Source organism: Dactylosporangium salmoneum (assembly GCF_039532525.1).
GTDB lineage: Bacteria > Actinomycetota > Actinomycetes > Mycobacteriales > Micromonosporaceae > Dactylosporangium > Dactylosporangium salmoneum.
This window is the reverse complement of sequence record NZ_BAAARV010000025.1, coordinates 263,554-279,827: the sequence shown is the minus strand read 5'-3', so window position 1 is coordinate 279,827 and position 16,274 is coordinate 263,554. Positions and strand designations below refer to the sequence as shown.

Genomic DNA, 16,274 nt, shown 5'->3' with positions numbered 1-16,274 from the left:
GGCAGATCGGCGACGCGTACAACGCGAAGTGGGTCCGTCGCCTCGACGGCGGGCACTGGTCGGTGGTGGTGCGGACCTACTACGTGACCGACGCAGGCGACGGGCGGGTCCTGCTCGAGCAGACCGAATACCTGGTATGCACCGACCCGGGCGACCCTGGGAGCACCGAGCTAGCGTCCAGTGACGGGCACGCGACCGTCGCCTATGAGGGGCCGATGGACGGCGCGGCCGTGCAGGCTGCGGCCCGGGAGGCGTGGGCGCCGACAAACCCGGAGTGGAACAACCAGATGCCCGACTGGCGGGTGCCGTGGTGATCCAGCCGACGTGGGAAAACGTCTGTCAGGTGATCCGCGACGATCACGCCGACGACCTGTATGCGATCGCCGACGCGCTCGGCCAGGAGCCGCAGGAGTCCGACGACGTCGAGGCGTTCGTCCCGTGACGGCGAAACTTGTCTATTTCGCGTGTTCGACGGTCGCCACGACGGGCTGCCGCGAGAGGGTCGCGACAAGCAACCCGGATGACTATCTGGTCAGGCCGGACTGGTGCCAGGAGCACGGGGCGAAGATCGACGCCCCGGCGCCGGAGTCAACGCGGCGATGACCCAGACCTACCGTTCGACCCTGGGGCGGCGCGCGTCGGCACGCCGCCCCGGGCACGTCTACCTCTACCCAACCTTCCGCGTCGACCAGGCGGGCATGCCCTGCGGGGACGTTGAGAACGGCTACGTCGGCAAGTCGGCCCGCCCGTTCGGTGTCCGCGACGACGAGCACCGGCGGGGTAAGGGCGGCGACCCGGCGCTCGTTTCGCCGTGGTCGGATCTGGCCACCCCCGGCTCGCCGGTCATCCTCGAGTCCGGCATGTACACCGACGCCGAGCTCGACGAGCGGGAGCGGTACTGGATCGCCAAGCTGCAGCCCCGATACAACGACCGCGGCAATGAGGCCCGCGGCGACCGGATCAGGAAGCTCGAGGCCCGCCGGCACCGCGACAGCCGGGATGTGGCGCGCGGGCTGACGCCCCGGCAGTGGGCGCCGCTGCGAGTCGACCCGGTGACGCCCGCGAAGTCCGCGAAGTGGCGACACCGCCGCAACCGGGCGTTGACCTACGCCGCCGTGTGGCCGGCGTTGACGGGACTGCTGTGGCTGCTGTCCGCTGCTGCCGGGCTCACCGTGCCGGGCCGGACGTTCCCGATCGCCGCGACCGGCGCGGTGGCTTTGCAGCCGCTGTTGCGTGCGTGCAAGAGGCGGGAGCGGCAGCTCATCGTGGCCGTGATCACCGTGGCGTGTGCGCTGCTGTGGCTGGTCACCGGATAGCCTCGGCAGCCGGGGGGTGGGAACACATGCAGTTGGTGACGTTCGAACGGATGCTCATCGAGCGGCTGAATGCGACCGGGCAGGTGAAGGCACAGAGCTACCACGAGGCCGGGGCGAGCCTGCTCTACGGCGTTCTCCTGCGGGCCGGGAGTGGGAACGTGGCTGTCCGGCTGACGAAGGGGTCTGGGACCGGCGACCCGAAACCGACCGAGCAGGAGCAGGCCGAACACGACGCCTATGTGGCCCGGGCCGCGGCGGGGAAGCAGGCGCCGCGCAGCCAGTCCGATGCGGACCTGGACCGGAAGGTCAGCAACCTGATGCGGGACGTCCTCGCTGCCGACCTGCCGCCGACCGCGGTCGGTGTCGAAGGGCGCGCCGACGGGCGCGAACGACCCGGCGTCAAGATCCGCTTCGACACGGGGGCTGAGATCTATATGACGCCGGTCGCCTGACACGACGAAAGCGCGCCCCGCCCCTCCCGAGATGGGAGAGGCGGGGCGCTTCGCGTTGGTCGGCTCACCACGGGGGAGGCGAGCCGCGACCTCAGTTTACTGCTTGATATCGATGCGTAGCCACGCGGTGGTGGAGTTGCCGGTGCTCGTGTTGGCCAACCACGCCACCGGCTCGTTCCGCCGCGCTGGCGGCTCCGGGCAGGCGACCGCGGTCTTCACAGCTCCGCCAGCGCATCCCGCCGGGCGTCGCCCCCGCCGGACTGGCCGGACTCGGACGGTGCCGCACCGGACAGCACCAGTAGCCCCGCGAGGAACAGCGCCGAAACGTCCGCCGACGACACTCCGTCGATGATCAGCGTGGCGAGGAGCTGCAGCACGGCCAGGGCCGCGGTGAGGGCCAGCTTCACCCACGGGTAGCGGCTGGTGTTCGGCACCAGGTAGACGAGGGCCGCGTTCGTGCCGGCGATCGCGATCTGGACGCCCTCGACCTGGGTGATGTGCCCGTCGGAGAGGGCAGCCTGGACGGCGGTGACGATGAGGACGAGCGCGGCGGCGAGGGTCTTGCCGTACTTGCGCCACATGGGCGTGCTCCTGTCGGATGGCGGGCTGGGGGATGGTGCGCGATGTGCCACGTGCGTCTTTCGGGTTGTGCGATTCAGGGCTCGGCCAATGCGGGTGCCGCATGGCCGGGGCTACGCTGCCGGAATGGGATACCGGCCTGGTGATCTGCGCCCGACGGGCCGCGGCCAGGAGGTCGCCGTGGTGGCGCCGAAACACTGCCGAAACGGGCATCCGCTCGGGCCCCGCCAGGTGCTCATCGGCACCGAACTCTGCGACCCCGGCAACGGCCGCTACCGGCGGCACATCACCTGGACGTGCAGAGCTGAAGGCTGCGGAGACGTCATCGTCGCCGACGGCCACCCCGACGCCTGCCGGTTAGAGACAGACGGGCGGCAGGACCGGTAGGTCCACACACAGCAGCGGACCAGGCGCCGGCATGCCTGTTGTCGGTGGCGGCCCGGCCGGTGACGGCTGCAGCGGCCGTACGGCAGTCGTACGAACCGCTGGCGGCTGCGGCGCCCCCGCCGTGGTCCGCGCTGTCCGCGGAGGCGCCACCGAACTCGACGTCACCGACGGCGGTAGTGAGGCCGGGTTGCCGGCGCATCCGTACAAAGCCCGGTCGGCCTCGATGGTCTCGTCGCGGGGCGTGGCATGATCCAGCAGGTCACAGACGAGTTTCAGCAGCTCGCGGGTCTGCTCATCCCGGGCCGCGTCCTGCGCCGCCCGCGCCGCCCGCCGCTGCGCCAAATCCCGCTCGAGTGTTTCGATCCGCGCGTCGGTGTGCCGCTCCGCCCGCGTATAGGCGACCTGCGTTGCAATCCACGCCCCGATGCCGGCGCACAGCAGCGGCAGCAGCGCGTAGATGACGGCGATCTGCCGCAGCTTCTGGTACGGCCTGTGCAGGATCAAACCTGGCTGGTCGGTGGCGACCGGATGGAGCTGCTCAGTCTCGCCGCCGGGCATTGCGTTGCGCATTGCCGCCCTTCCCCAGTTGGTCAGGGTTGAGCCCGGCTGCGATCACGTCGAGCCGCAGTTGCGCATGCAGTTCCCGGTACCGGTCCCGGTCGGCGGTTAAAACCTCGATGCGGGCGTCCTTCTCGTCGACCTGCTTCTCCAATGCCTGGATGCGGGCGTGGACGAGCTTGTCGAACTCCGTCTCATGGGTGGTCTGCGCCGTCCGGAACGTGCCCCGAAGTGCCAGCCAGGCGGCGCCGACCGTCGCCAGCAGGGCGATCGCCGCGGGAAGGACGTACTGCTGCCACGCTGGTGCGGCAGCCTCGGCGATGAGCTGGGCGCCCGGCCACACCGATTCACCCCTTTCCGGGCGGCAGCGATGTGGGTGTGAGGCGGGCCAGGATGATGCAGGCGACGGCGATGAACAGGATTTTTCCGATGCCGAGCGAGGAGATTTCGCCGACGAGGAGCCAGCTCCCGATGATTCCCGCTGTCCAGCCCGTGTACCAGACGGCGATCGTGCCGAGCGTCAGCCGCAGCAGCACGTATGAGTGGCCCCGGCCGCCGTGGTGCCGGCCGTATGCGTACAGGCTGACCAGGAACAGGGCCATCAGCGGCGGTCCGTACCCCGCCATGCCCCACGGGCTGACGTTGCGGAGCAGCGTGTAGGCGCTACTGCGGTATCCGACCTCCGGAAAGAAGGTGAGGCCGACCGCGTCCCAACCCACAACCAGCACGATTAGGGCGGCGGTGAGGGTTCGCCAGGCGTAGTAGCCGGCGGCGCGCCGCCACAGGACGGGCTGCTGGCTGGCCACCACAGGGGTCAGTGCGCTGCCGTGCCGCCGGCCAGCCCGGCACCGGCCGCGGCCAGCCGCGAGCGCAGGTCCTCCACCTCGGCCTGCAGTGCCTGCACGACGGCGTTGGTCTGCGTGCCGGCGTCCCGCACTGCGGCGATCACTGCGGCGGTGTCGACGCTCGTACCGCCCTTCGCCATGGCCTGGATCGCGGCGGTCAGGGCGGAGAGCTGCGCGGACGTCGCCGCCTGCCACGCCTCGTCGCGAACGCGCCACTTGACCGGCTCCACGGTGCTGCCGCCAGAGGTTTTGGGCATGCCGACGGCCCACGCCTCGATGATCTCCGATGCGCTCATGCCGAGGTCCCCTCCCAGAGGGTCGTACGCACCGGACCAGTCGGCCATGTCGGTGCGGAAGCTGATGTGGATGTGGCCCGTGTCCGAGCTGCTGGTCTGCGCGTGGCCGGGCTGCCAGCTGCAGTGCACGGCATGCTGGTCGTCGACAGGCCCCCAGTTGATGTACTTGATCGGCGGGAAAAGCCTGGCCGCCTTGTCGTCGTGCAGCTTCCGGCCCAGCACCTGCAGCGACGGCAGCGGGGGCTTCCCGGCCTTGGCCCGAGCCACGTTGTCCGGCGGCATGATGTCGACGGCGAAGACGACGCCGTACGGGGCCGTCCTGGCCGGCCAACCGGTCGCGCTGTAGGGCGTGTGATCCTCGGGCGGCTGGTGGTCGAGGTGCTCCTCGTTGCCGAGGTCGTAGACCGTGTACCCGGCGGCCCGGAGCTGGTCCCGGAGCTGGATGCCGGGCGCGCACAGGCGCCACTTGCCGCCCCGGGCGAGCCACGCCAGATGCTGCCGTGATGCCATGCTCGCCCCCTACTGGATGAGGCCGACGGGGAAATACGCGACCATGCCCTGCACGCCGAGCCACGACGGGTGCACGCCCGATCCGCTGTAGTAGTCCCAGCAGTACGACGGCTGCACCCAAGTCCCGTTTGCGCCGGCCAGCGGCGTTACCGTGTCGGCCACCGCGGACGCGCCGAAGAACCCCGGCAACCAGGCGTTGACGAAGGTGCGCTGCGAGCTCATGTCCGTCCGCGTCGGCGCGGTCGGCACGATCAGCATCGGGATGACCCGAATGCCGCGTGCGACCGCCCCGTACTGCGGATCGAAGTACAAGAAGCGCCAGCAGTCCACGAGCTGCTGGTTGCTGACGCCCGGCGCACCGACGTCGTTGGTCTCGATGTGCACGACGATCGTCGTCGGCCGCGGGACGGCATCCACGATCGACGGCCACTGCGCCTCGAGACTGTCGGGCCCGGCCCAGCAGCGCTGCCCGGGGCGGGCCACGCTGCGCACCGGGTAGCCCAGGCGGGCGCCGAGCAGCGCCGCGAACGTTTGCCCCGGCGGCAGGTAGGTGCCGGCCACGACCGAGTCGCCGGCCACAACCACTGTGCTCGTGGACGGATCGGCGGCGCGGGTCACGGTCGTTCCGGGGGCCGTGTCGGCCGGCGTGGCACCGACGAACACGAGCGCGGTGGCCAGCAGGGCGATCAGGGCACGGTGCATGGCGCCTCCAAGGCGGTGCGTAGGGCTGGTTGGGGCGTCACATGCGGGTTTCGACGGAGCGCATCCGCCGGTCCAGTTCGCGCAGGTAGGTGGCGACGTCCCGCTGTGACGGCGGGACTGCTACCTTGCCGGTGGCTGCGCCCAGCGCCAGCGTCACCTTCTCGCCGCGGCCCGGGGTGACGGTCCAGCCGGTCACCCGCCGGACCACATCCAGGCCGGGCCTGCCGTTAACGCCCGCCGGGTGGTAGAGGCTCGTTGCCCTCAACCTCACCGCGACACCGATCGGGAACGACCCGAAGCTGGGGTCGGCGTCGCCTCGCAGCTCGGCCGTTGGTACGACCGAGTCGGCGAGACCCGCCTGCAGCGCTGTCGTCGCCCGGGCGTTCAACCGCACCCAGTCGGTTTCGTCCTTGGCCGCGAGCTGGCCGGGGAAACGAGGCACGCCGGCGGCGAGCTCACCGGTGGTGTCTTCGACCCGGGCGATCAGCGGAACCCCGACCATCTCCGAGCCGACCGCCGTGACGACGTTGGGGGCGTTCGCCCCGTCCTCCGGGTAGTCGTAGTCGGTGAGCGATCCCGGATATTCGAGGACGATCGGGTCGACGGCCGCGGACAGGGCTGGTGTCGCCAAGGCCAGGTGGGGAGTGAAGACACCCGCCGACCGCGTCCAGGTGACCGTGTATTCGAAGCCCGGCGTGGGCTCTGCCAGCTTCGAGATCGCGTCGGCAAGCTTCGTCGAGTCTTTGCCCAGGTAGGAGATGGTGTCGCCGAATCCGGCGGTGTTGGCGCCGGTGTCGAGGCGCATGTTGCCGCCGGCCTGGGCGGCGACGTGCGCGACCAACCCTCGCACGATGTCGAACTTGTCGACGTTGCTGAAGGTCAGGTCGGCCTGGATTTCCTGCCGGGCCAGCCAGCCCTCAAGGGTTTCGGCGGTGATTTCGGCTGCGGTGCCGCCGTTGGTGGCGCGCCGGCGCATGATGATGCCGCTCCACACGATTTGGTCGTCGCGTTGGATGACCAGCAGCGACCGTTTCGGGATTGTGGCCAGCTGCCAGCGCGCCGGGCCGAGGTCGCCGAGCGTGAGGGTGCCGGTGCACTGCCCGGCGCCGGAGATCGTAGCCGAGAACGACTGGCAGTCCAGGGGCAGCTCTTCGATGAGCACCCCGGTCGCGGCGTCACAGAACAGGTACCGGTAGAAGGCGGCCACGGCTACGGCGTCGGCTGGATGGTGACCGCGCCGGCCGGTGCGACCACGGCGGCGGTCAGATGGGTGCTGTTGATCGCGTTACCGGCGATCATGGTGAGGCTGCCGGTGCCACCGATCCGCTGCGCGGTCAGGACAAACACCTGCGCCGAGACCTCGCTGGTCGTCTCGAACTCGGAGATGAAGTATTGGTTGTAGCCGTTCGAGGCCGTGGGGGCCGTCCACGTGTACTCGGCGCGCTGCGTGCCAGCCAGATTCGTCTCGCGGATGCGGAACACATACGTGTCGGCGGCGACACTGGCCAGCAGCCGGATACCGGCCGACAGCTGAATCAGCGAGTTCGCGGGAAGATACACCGCGGCGGCGGTCATGATGACCGTCTCGGTGCCGACTAGGCCGGTGACCAGGTTGCCGCCGCCGGTCCAGCGGGTGCCGCCCAGCTTCCGCGGCACCGTCTGCCAGTTGCTGCCGTCGCTGTAGCGCAGCAGGCCGCGGTCGGAACGGTGGGCGGGCTGCCCGGTCATCACCGTGTTCGCGGCCGGCTCGGTGCTCGAGGTGCACAGCAGTACGCCGCCCAGCCCGGCTGTGAAGACGCGCTTGTCGGTGATGTTGCCCGACACGATCGACGACACGGCGGCACCGACGGCGATCTGGGCGATCGTCTGGTAGGTGGCGTCGGTCGGGAGACTCGGGACGCCGCCGCCGGCGGTGCCGGTGATGGCGATGACGTCCCCGTCGCGCGCACCGGACGTGTCGACGTTGGCGTCGCGGATGCGAACCACGATGAGGTCGGTGCGGGCGAGGGTGGCGTGCGCGGCGGCGATCGTCACGTTTTTGGTGGCGTCGAGCGTCCACGTGTAGGCGCCCTGGGTGGTGGAGATGCCGCCTTGAAGGATGATGACGCCCGGGTTGACCTTGACGGTCATGTTCGGCGACGCCTGGGCCTGCACGAGCAGGTCGGTGCCGGAGCCGGTCGGGCGCACCCCGGATCGGACGCCGAGGCTCGAGGAACTGCCCGCAACGAACGGCGTGATGACGCCAAGCCGCAGCTTCTGCCCCGAGTAGGACGGGGAGCCGGCGGAGGCGTCGATGAATGACGGGTCGATGGGCATGCGGCCTCCACGGTTGACGGGCGCACGGCGGCGCGAGGCGAGGCCGGGAAGAGGGCAGGGTTAGAGCAGTGCGGAGCGGTACCGGATGGTGGCGGTACCGGAGCCGCCGCCCGCGGTGAGCATCAGGTCGTTGCCGCCGGGGGCGAGCTCCCACCAGGCGGCCGTGTCCGTCAGGGTGTTGCTACGGCTCGCGGACCCGTTGAGCGTCACCGTGCGCTTGTCGAAGTCGACGACGAGCACGTCGCCGGCGGCCAAGGTGATGGTCAGCGACAGCGACCGGCCGACGCCGAGGTGGGCTATCTGCGGGTCGACGAGCGGCCCAGCGAGGGTCACCACCGGCCGGGTGGCGAAGGTGCCGTTGTTGACCGCGGTCGCCGTCGACGACCCCAAGCCCGTTGTCGAGATCGTGAACGGCACCGTGAACGGCACCGTGATCCCGCCGGAGGCGCCGGTCGGCGGGGTGAGCACGATGACGGTCTCGTTGTCGTCGTAACGGCGCGGATCGGGTGCTTTGACCTGGATCTGCCATCGGATCGTGCCGTCGATCAGGTCACTGACCTTCGTCGGCGTGTTCAGCCGGACGTTCGCCCGCCGCACGATTCCCGACGGCTCCGCGACCTGCAGCAGGTACAGCTGGGACGGATCGGAGCAGATCGACGACACGATGTCGGAGGCGAGCAGCGCCGCCGTCTGCGTCGGGCAGATCGTCGTGCCCTGCATCGTCACAACGCGGCTGCCCAGATATGACGGCTGGTCGAACTGGCCGTGATCCAGCGGCCGATCCTGCCCACCAACCCGCAGATCCGGGGTCCCGGACCAGCCTTCGAATGTCTCCAGAATCCATTCGCAGCCGTAGTCGTCCAGGCCGGGCGCCTTCCACCCGTCGATGGCCACGCCGACGAACTGGGTGTAGGTGCTGGTGTTCGGCCGGTACAGGGCTGGCAGCGCCATCAGAGGCCCCCCTGCCACATGACCTCGGCGGACACCGCTTTGGCGAGTTCGTGCACGGACTGGTCCGGGCCGGCATAGATGTTCCAGGTGTTCCCGGCCGGGGCGAGCGCCTGCTCCTGGGCCTCGGTGCGGATCACCTCAGGCCTGCCGGTGCCGTTGTAAGCGAGGCTGAGCCCGGTCGGGAGATAGCCGCCGGTGTCGTACACGCCGAACGGAACCCTCCGCCCGTCGACGGTGATCCCGGACGGGTCACCGCCGATGTCCAGGCCGAGTTCGTCGAGCACCGCCGTCGACACCAAACCACCGCTGGCCAGGTGGAACTGCTTCTCGAACGTCGAGGTCTTCCGCGCCCGGTTGCCAATCTTGATGCCGGAACGGGTAGACGCCGCCTCGAAGCCGAGACCGCCGTAGTTGCCGGCCATGTGCGACTGCGGGTTGACGCCGACCGTCAGGACACCGCCCGGACCGGGTTTGAACCCGGCTGGCGCACCGCTGGCGAAATCGTAGGTCGTGAAATACCGCTGGCCGTGACCGCCGCCCAAGCCCCTGACCAGGCCGTACACGGCCGAAGCTAGGCCCGAACAGTCATACGAGTGCGGCCCGGCAGTCGCCCACACGTATGGCAGCGACCCGGTCGACCGGATAAACGCCTTGATGTCCTCGCTGCCGCCGGACGACGGGCCCTCGAGCACGATCTGGGCGACCTCGGACCGCGACGGGATGCGGGTCATCGACGTGGTCGTCGGGAACGGGTAGTGGTCGGTGAGGATGCTGCCGACCAGGCCGCCCGTCGCGTAGCCGGCGATGGCCTCGCGGGGTACGCGCTGCTCGTTGATGGCGCGCATGACGCCCTGGCCGTAGTAGTTGACCGCGGCCGTACGGTGCACCCATTCGCCGTTGCTCAACCAGAACGGGGCGCCGGTGCTGCGCTCCATGGCGGGCACGTCATCGGATGTGCCGGTGCCCGGCCCGACCACGGGACCGCCGGTGGCCAGGTTGCCGCCCCGGGCGTTGCCTTTTCCGCCGCCGGTGCGGATCAGCGGGTCGATCTTGTCCCGGGCTTCGCCGACCGTGATGCCGTTTCGGAGCGCGTACTGGTAGATGAGCAGCTCGTTGAGTTGCTCCTTCGTCGCATCCAGGCCGGTGACGGTCACGTCGGTGGTCGCCGACGTGGGCACCTTCCCATAAATATCGATCAGCTTCTGGGTGGCGGTGGCGTCGAGGCCCTTCTGCGCCCACTTCTTCTTCAGCGACTCGACCTCGGCGTCGTGCGCCTTCGTCGCCGCGTCGACGCTCATGCCGTTGGCGATGTTGGCCCGGTACGTGGCGTTGATCGCGTTCAACTCGTCCTTGAGGCTGTCCCGCACCCGCAGGCCCGCCTCGGACGTCATGTCGAGCTTCTTGGCGCCCTTCTCGTTGAGCAGATTCCGGTCGTCGAGGGTCTTGTTCGCGGCCATGATCGCCTTGGCCTGGTCCTCGGCGGCCTGGTCGGCGGCACGGGCCGCCCCGAACAAAGCGTCCTCGGCGTCGCGCAGCGCATCCGTCTTCTGCGCTGCGGTCGACGCCGTATCAGCAACGATCTTGTAGGAGTCGGCGAGCTTCTTCACCGTCGGCGACGCGTCCTCGAAGAGCCGGTTCGCCGCCGACTGCTCGGCGCTCAGCTCCTCCGTCAGCCGCGACGCCTCGGCGTTCCCCGCATTGGAGGCGTCGAACGCATCGCGCATCTTCGTAAGCGCGTCGGCCCGATCGAGATGCTTCTGCGACGCCACAGTTTCCGCGTCGGAGCCACGCCGGGCCTCACCGGCGGCGATCTTCTCCGCCTGGATTTGGGCGTTGAGGGTGTTGACGACCTCGTCCCGGGCGGCCTTGTCGCCGTTGAGGCCGTGGACGAGCGTTTCGGTGGCGATCCCGGCGTCGTGGGTGGCGTCGACAAGGCCGCGCAGGCTGGCGTTCTGCTTCAGCAGCGAGTTTGCCTGCTCGATTGCGGCCGGGGTGAGGCCGCCTTTGAGGATGTCGGCGTACTGGCCGGCGGCCTGCTTGATGTCCTGGATCTGCGACTTCGCCTCTTGCGATTTGGCGACGAAGTAGCCGATGGCGATACCGACGGCGCTCAGGGCGGCGACGAACGGTCCGCCCATCAGTCCCGATGCGGCGCCGAGTGCCCGCTGCATGCCGGTCGTGGAGACGCCGGCGGCGTCGGTCACCGTCCGGTAGGTGATCATCCGGCCGATGCCCTGCAGCAGGCCGGAGTTCAGCAGCGCCTGGGCGCCGCCGGTGAGCAGTGCCGCAGTCTTGTAGGCGGTGATCGCGGACGCGAGCGCTGTGACTACCGGCAGGGGGATGCCGTCGATGACCTGGGACAGGAGCCGCAGTTCGGTGACGACCACCGACCCGACCGGGGCGTACGCCTGGACGATGTGCGCGCCGGCGGTGACGATCGCGCCGATGGTCTGGATGACCCGGGGGCCTTCGGTCAGCGCGTACCGAACAAACCCCTGGAATGCCTGGTTGTGGTCGAGGTTCTGGGAGAACTCCACGAACCGCTTGGTGACGCTGATGAGGCCGCCGCCGACCTGCCGTTCGAACGGCGCGAATGCCTGCAGCATGTGGGCGCCGCCCTCGGCGACGTTGACGCTGACCTTGAACAGGCCTTCGAGGCTGGGGGTCGCCTGCGACGAGATGAAGCCGAAGAAGGAGCGCCAGTACGGCGATGTGAACGTCTCAGCGGAACGCCTGGCTAGGCTGCCGAGCTCGGCCGACACCCCGGCGATCGCGGTGCGGGTGTCGCCGACGTACGGCAGCAGGATTTGGATACCCTCCTGCACGCCCGGCAGCAGCCCGTCCGCGGCGGCCTTCTGCAGGTCGGCCAGCTGGGGCTTCAGGCTGAACAGGTAGCGGGCGAACGCCTGGGTGGAGGTGGGCAGGCCGGCCATGGTTTCGTTGAGCTTGTCCAGCGCGGAGCCCGCGGTCGACGCGGCAGCCGCCGTGGCCGCGCCGGCGGACCGCTGCGCCGACACCACCGCCTGCTGCGCCTGAGCGATGGCGAACGCCGACTGGCGGGCCTGCGACGCCGCCTGCAGCCGGGCCTCGGTGATGCCGCGTTCTGCGGCCGCCACCTGCTCCTGGGAGCGAACCAGCGACTGCTGCGCGTCCTGCACCCGACGCGAACCTTCGATGCCGGTCTGCTGGTTTCGGGCCTGCTCCGCGGCCAGCCGTTCGCCGCTGGCGGAGAGCTGCTCCTGCCGGATCAGCGCCTCTTCGAGCGCCAAGCTCGCCTGCTCGCCGCCGCCGTGAGCGACCGCCTGCTGCAGGTGCGCGATCTCGATGGCGGCTTTACGCAGGTCAATGACGTTCTGCTTCAGCTGGAGCGCCGTGTCCTGCTGCGAGCGCCGCTCGGTCTCGCGGGCGTCGTTGAGGTCAGTCTGGGCGCGCTCCGCGTCCTGCTGGGCGCGCGTTAGGGACCGTTCAGCGTCGGCGATCTGCTGCAGACTGCGCCGCTGGCTGTCGGCCGCGTTGGCGCGCGTGTTCGCCAGGGACGCCTCGGCGGAGCGGACCTGATCGGCCGACGAAGCGAGCGAACGCTGCTGGCCGACCAGGGCAGAGCTGGTCTTCGCCGACGCCGCCTCGGCCGCGCCGAGGGCTTTCACCGCGTCGCTGACGCCGCGGAACGCCAACGCCAGCACACCGACCGCAGGCACCGCCGCCAGGGCGGAGACGCTGAGCCCAGCAATTGCGGCGGCACCAGCAGCGGCGGCGGGAACGATCGCCGGGCCCAACGCCAGGCCCGCGCTGATCAGCGCGTTCATCCCGCTGAGCGCGTTGGTGCTGTCGACGTCGACCTTCGCGTTCGCGCGCCGGCCATCAAGCCGGGCCAGCTCCCGGTCGATCGCAGCAAGCTCGATCGAAGCCTGCCCGGCGTCGACCCGTACCTGGGCGTGCGGCGATTTCGCGGCGAGCTCGTCGAGGGCGACCTTCAGCCGGCGCGCTTCGGCCAGGGCCTCCTCGACGCCGATGTCGACACCGATCCGCTTGCCGGACAGCGTCGACAGCTCGCCGCGCAGATCTTTCAGCCGCTGCTCGGCCTCGGTGGTGGCGACGCCGATCTGCGGGGTCGGCAGGGATTTGAGCGCCGCTTCGATGCGCCGTTTCGCGGCGTCGGCGTACGCCCCGCCGAAGTCGTTGCCGAGGCGGGTGCCCTGCGTGCGGGGAACGCTGCCGCCGCCGGTGCCGAGCCCGTCCCGGACGCCCCTTGCGATCCGATCGGCGATGACCTTGCCGATCCGGTCGCCAAGGTCGTCGCCCGCCGCGGCAGCCCCAGCCCGGTTCTCGGCGACAAAGCGCTGCCAGAAGCCCGCGCTTCGGGGCACCACCTCGACGAAGACTTTGCCGGCGGAGATGCCCTCCTCGTTGGTGGCCACGTGCACCCCCGGCGTCTACTCGTCGTCGAGGCTGTAGCCGTGAAGTTCGGCGTGTTCGAGGGCGATCGCCCGGATCATCGCCTTGACGGCGTCGCTGGTTTGGCGGCGGCGCCGCCCGGGGATGCCGGGCCGCCGGTACGCCTCCGGTGGCTTCTCGTAGGCGCGCAGGGCGTAGCCGAGGTGGCCGAGCCGGTCAATAATGTCGGCGAGGAGCAGGTCGGTGTGTGACCAGCGGCCATGCCCGGCCGTCGGCTGCGCGGCCATCCGGACCAGGTCATCGTCGTCGATCGCGTCGCGGACCGCGGTCTTGTACAGGCTGTCGCCGGGCAGCGCGTCGAGGACGACGGCAAGCCGGCGCGGGGTAAGCCGCGACCGGCCGCCCCCGGGCCGGAGCAGATCCCGCAGGTCGATGCCCCGCAGGAACAGGTCGCCCTCAATCGCGCGGGTGTAACGGGTCAGCTGGTCGGCAAGGCGAACCGCGTCACGAAAGGGATACCGGAGATGACCTCCAGGTCGCCGAAGAAGGCAATGATCTGCCGGTTCGTCGGGTCCATGGGCTTCCACACCTTGGCGTAGTTGTCGCCATCCAGAACCTTGGACGCCCAGATGCCGAACCGGCCTGCGGCAAGGTCATCGTCGGCCGATCCGGGCCAGTCGAGGAAGTGCTTGACGACGATCGACGTGTCGCCGATCGCGACAACGTACGGTTGGTCGCCTCTGTGGGGCTGGTCGCCTCCGTCGGGCTCGTTGGCGACCTCGGCCCGGATCGCGTCCAGGTCGGTCTTCTTCTTTGCGGCGCCGGCTGTCGCGGCCGACGCTGTTCTCTTGCGCGGGGGCATGTGCTACTCCTCGGGCGGTCAGCCCAGGCTGGGGATGACGAAGAACGGGTAGATGGCGTTGCCGGAGGTGTCCGGGTAGGCGGACAGGGTGACGCCCCACTCAACGGCCTCGGTGTTGGCGACCTTGACGTCGTTCTGGTTGGTGACCTCGACCTGCGGGAAGTACAGGCGCATCCGGTTCGTGCCGTCGACCATGTCGGTGACGAGCGCGTACAGCTGCCGGGTGTAGCTTCCGGCGGTGGTCGCGAACGCGCCGGTGCCGACCGTGGGGGTGATCGAGTTGAGGGCCTTGCGCCAGAAGACCTCCATCGTGCGGGCGTTCGTCTCGCCGAACACAGCGTCGACGGAGTAGTCCTGGTCGGTGACGATCGTCCGCTGGGTGGCGGCCGAGCCGTAGAACTTCTTCTTCGTCGTCTGGGTGGCGAGCTTGACGGTGATGCCGGCTTCGGTGATGCCGCCCATGTTCTTCCAGGCGGCAGCGAGGGAGGTGCTGGCGTCGGTCGGCGCCGTGGAACCGATGGGGGCCATCCAGACGAGGCCGGTGCCGTCGAGGCCGGTGCCGTTGATCCCGGCGAGCAGGTTGCGGTTGTCGCTCACAGCGCGGGTGTCCTTTCAGGGCGCACGAAAAGACCCCGGCCGATGCGGTCCGGGGTTGCTGGGTGGTGCGGGAAGGCTGGCGGTTAGCTGATGCCGGTGTACTGGTGCACGGCGAGCTCGTAGCGGGCGCTGACCTTGAACACGCCGGATGCCGCGTACGGCAGAAGCTGGGGCGCCATCATCGTTCCGACCTGGCCGACGACCGCCCCGCCGAACATGCGCCCGGGAAGCCGGGTGCGCATCAGGGTCCGGATCGTCCCGCCGAGCTGTTCGGCGGTGTCCTCGGTGGAGGCGTACACGTCGACCTGGACGCGGGGCCGGTCGATGGTGACGGCGGTGTCGACGCCACCGAACCGGGCGACGACGAGCAGCGGCACCGCATGCAGCAGGTTCGGCGGCGGCTCGCGGAAGACCCGCTCATGGCCGTGGAATTTGAGGAAGTCGGTGAGGAGGGCGTAGGCGGTGACGAAGTTGCCCACGACACCCCCTCAGGTCAGGCCTTGTCGGCGCCGTCGGCGGTGGTGCTCGCCTGCCGGCGGGAGGTCCGCGTCTGTGAGGCGCCCTCGGCGTCGTCGGTACGGCCGGCCTGCTGCTGCTCGTGGTAGGCGGCGAGTTCGGCTTCGGACGGCTGGCGGGCGGTGCCGCCCTCGAGCATCTTGAGCGCGAGCTCGGGGGCGAGGTCTTCGACCTTCTCCATGCGTTCGACGTCGAGGCCGGTGTTGTCGGCGTTGGGGACGGCGACGATCGTGACCAGCATCGGCCACCTCTCTCGTTCAGATGTGGGTGGACAGGGCGTCGAGCGCCCGGCCGAGGGTGTGGCGCGCCGTGACGTATTCGTTGCCGAACTCCTGGGCGACGCCGTACGGGTAGCCTTCCGGCCAGTTCTTCGACGGCGCGGACCGGACGTCGTTGGACACGACGACGCTTGCAACGCCGCGACGGATCTGGGGGTCGACGGTGAATCCGCCGCCGGTCACGCCCGGTTTCCCGTCGAGGCCGAACGCATACGCTCCGGTGTCAACGGCGGCGGTGGCCTCGGCGTCGATGCGGACGATGTCGCCGAGGTGCTCCATTGCGGCGAGCATCGCCGGGGAGCGCGTCATCTCGGCGATGCCGGCGCGGTCCTCCTGGAACTCGACGTCGGCCATGGCTGCGGTCCTATCCGACAACCATCGCGACGACCGTTGTGGTCGACGAGTAGTTGACGGTGACCTTGTTCGAAGCCTGGTCGATGTAGCCGACGAGCTGGCGGTAGCCCCAGCAGCGGGACGTGTTCGCTGCGACGGTCTGCGGGGTGACGGTGCCCGCCGCCGTCCCGGCCGGGGTTTTCCCGGGGTCCGTGAACGTGACGTTGGTGGGGGTGTTGCCCGCCTGGACGATGAGCACGGCGCCGTTGATGATGTCGGAGCCGTCGACCCGGTCGCTGGAGGAGACGGCGACTGGGGTGCAGACCTGGTTGGTGGCGGCGTTGGTCGGGAAGATGCCAACGTAGTCGGCCATGGTTTCCT

At 69.8% G+C, this 16,274-nt stretch carries 21 protein-coding genes; 4 read left to right on the top strand and 17 right to left on the bottom strand.

What is annotated here, in order from left to right; all coding sequences use genetic code 11:
* The 4 genes from ABD352_RS17165 to ABD352_RS17150 form a co-directional block, all read left to right on the top strand.
* On the top strand, positions 1-314 hold a 314-nt coding region (locus ABD352_RS17165), incomplete at its 5' end, for a hypothetical protein (RefSeq protein ID WP_344613373.1).
* Positions 311-442: a hypothetical protein gene (locus tag ABD352_RS17160; RefSeq protein WP_344613372.1), complete on the top strand. Its 132-nt coding sequence runs from the start codon at positions 311-313 to the stop codon at positions 440-442. The genes ABD352_RS17165 and ABD352_RS17160, both read left to right, overlap by 4 nt.
* A 157-nt stretch (positions 443-599) precedes the next feature.
* Positions 600-1,316, top strand: coding sequence for a hypothetical protein (locus tag ABD352_RS17155; RefSeq protein ID WP_344613371.1), 717 nt, complete (start codon positions 600-602; stop codon positions 1,314-1,316).
* Between the two features lie 35 nt (positions 1,317-1,351).
* Positions 1,352-1,768, top strand: coding sequence for a hypothetical protein (locus ABD352_RS17150; protein WP_344613370.1), 417 nt, complete (start codon positions 1,352-1,354; stop codon positions 1,766-1,768).
* Positions 1,769-1,983: 215 nt separating this feature from the next.
* On the opposite strand, the gene ABD352_RS17145 is transcribed toward ABD352_RS17150, so the two are convergent.
* From ABD352_RS17145 to ABD352_RS17065, 17 genes are all read right to left on the bottom strand, one after another.
* Positions 1,984-2,349, bottom strand: coding sequence for a hypothetical protein (locus ABD352_RS17145; protein ID WP_344613369.1), 366 nt, complete (start codon positions 2,347-2,349; stop codon positions 1,984-1,986).
* A gap of 355 nt (positions 2,350-2,704) precedes the next feature.
* Positions 2,705-3,292: a hypothetical protein gene (locus tag ABD352_RS17140; protein ID WP_344613368.1), complete on the bottom strand. Its 588-nt coding sequence runs from the start codon at positions 3,290-3,292 to the stop codon at positions 2,705-2,707.
* Positions 3,273-3,635 (bottom strand): hypothetical protein, encoded by a 363-nt coding sequence (locus tag ABD352_RS17135; RefSeq protein WP_344613367.1) that lies wholly within the window; start codon positions 3,633-3,635, stop codon positions 3,273-3,275. The genes ABD352_RS17140 and ABD352_RS17135 overlap by 20 nt, the downstream gene beginning before the upstream one ends.
* 4 nt (positions 3,636-3,639) lie before the next feature.
* On the bottom strand, positions 3,640-4,101 hold the full coding sequence (locus ABD352_RS17130; protein WP_344613366.1) for a hypothetical protein: 462 nt from the start codon (positions 4,099-4,101) through the stop codon (positions 3,640-3,642).
* Between the two features lie 5 nt (positions 4,102-4,106).
* Entirely contained in the window at positions 4,107-4,943 is an 837-nt protein-coding gene (locus ABD352_RS17125; RefSeq protein WP_344613365.1) for a hypothetical protein, read from the bottom strand.
* 9 nt (positions 4,944-4,952) lie between these two features.
* Entirely contained in the window at positions 4,953-5,645 is a 693-nt protein-coding gene (locus tag ABD352_RS17120) for an SGNH/GDSL hydrolase family protein (protein WP_344613364.1), read from the bottom strand.
* A gap of 37 nt (positions 5,646-5,682) precedes the next feature.
* A complete protein-coding gene (locus ABD352_RS17115) occupies positions 5,683-6,639 on the bottom strand; it encodes a hypothetical protein (RefSeq protein WP_344613363.1) in 957 nt (318 codons plus the stop codon).
* A 215-nt stretch (positions 6,640-6,854) separates the two neighbouring features.
* The gene (locus tag ABD352_RS17110) at positions 6,855-7,961 is read right to left on the bottom strand and encodes a hypothetical protein (protein ID WP_344613362.1); all 1,107 of its coding nucleotides are present in this window, start codon (positions 7,959-7,961) and stop codon (positions 6,855-6,857) included.
* A gap of 60 nt (positions 7,962-8,021) precedes the next feature.
* Positions 8,022-8,912, bottom strand: a complete 891-nt coding sequence (locus ABD352_RS17105) for a phage distal tail protein (RefSeq protein ID WP_344613361.1) — start codon at positions 8,910-8,912, stop codon at positions 8,022-8,024.
* Positions 8,912-13,330, bottom strand: coding sequence for a coiled-coil domain-containing protein (locus ABD352_RS17100; protein ID WP_344613360.1), 4,419 nt, complete (start codon positions 13,328-13,330; stop codon positions 8,912-8,914). The genes ABD352_RS17105 and ABD352_RS17100 overlap by 1 nt, the downstream gene beginning before the upstream one ends.
* Positions 13,331-13,345: 15 nt before the next feature.
* Positions 13,346-13,594 carry a hypothetical protein gene (locus tag ABD352_RS17095; RefSeq protein ID WP_344613359.1) on the bottom strand — a complete coding sequence of 83 codons (249 nt, stop codon included), beginning with the start codon at positions 13,592-13,594 and terminating at the stop codon, positions 13,346-13,348.
* A gap of 191 nt (positions 13,595-13,785) precedes the next feature.
* Positions 13,786-14,169, bottom strand: coding sequence for a hypothetical protein (locus ABD352_RS17090; RefSeq protein ID WP_344613358.1), 384 nt, complete (start codon positions 14,167-14,169; stop codon positions 13,786-13,788).
* Positions 14,170-14,187: 18 nt separating this feature from the next.
* Positions 14,188-14,766 carry a phage tail tube protein gene (locus tag ABD352_RS17085; RefSeq protein WP_344613357.1) on the bottom strand — a complete coding sequence of 193 codons (579 nt, stop codon included), beginning with the start codon at positions 14,764-14,766 and terminating at the stop codon, positions 14,188-14,190.
* Positions 14,767-14,849: 83 nt separating this feature from the next.
* Positions 14,850-15,245: a hypothetical protein gene (locus tag ABD352_RS17080; RefSeq protein WP_344613356.1), complete on the bottom strand. Its 396-nt coding sequence runs from the start codon at positions 15,243-15,245 to the stop codon at positions 14,850-14,852.
* A 14-nt stretch (positions 15,246-15,259) separates the two neighbouring features.
* Complete coding sequence (locus ABD352_RS17075; RefSeq protein WP_344613355.1) at positions 15,260-15,523, bottom strand: hypothetical protein; 264 nt, start codon at positions 15,521-15,523, stop codon at positions 15,260-15,262.
* Positions 15,524-15,539: 16 nt separating this feature from the next.
* Positions 15,540-15,914, bottom strand: a complete 375-nt coding sequence (locus ABD352_RS17070; protein WP_344613354.1) for a hypothetical protein — start codon at positions 15,912-15,914, stop codon at positions 15,540-15,542.
* 10 nt (positions 15,915-15,924) lie between these two features.
* Entirely contained in the window at positions 15,925-16,266 is a 342-nt protein-coding gene (locus ABD352_RS17065) for a hypothetical protein (protein ID WP_344613353.1), read from the bottom strand.
* Between the last annotated feature and the right edge of the window lie 8 nt (positions 16,267-16,274).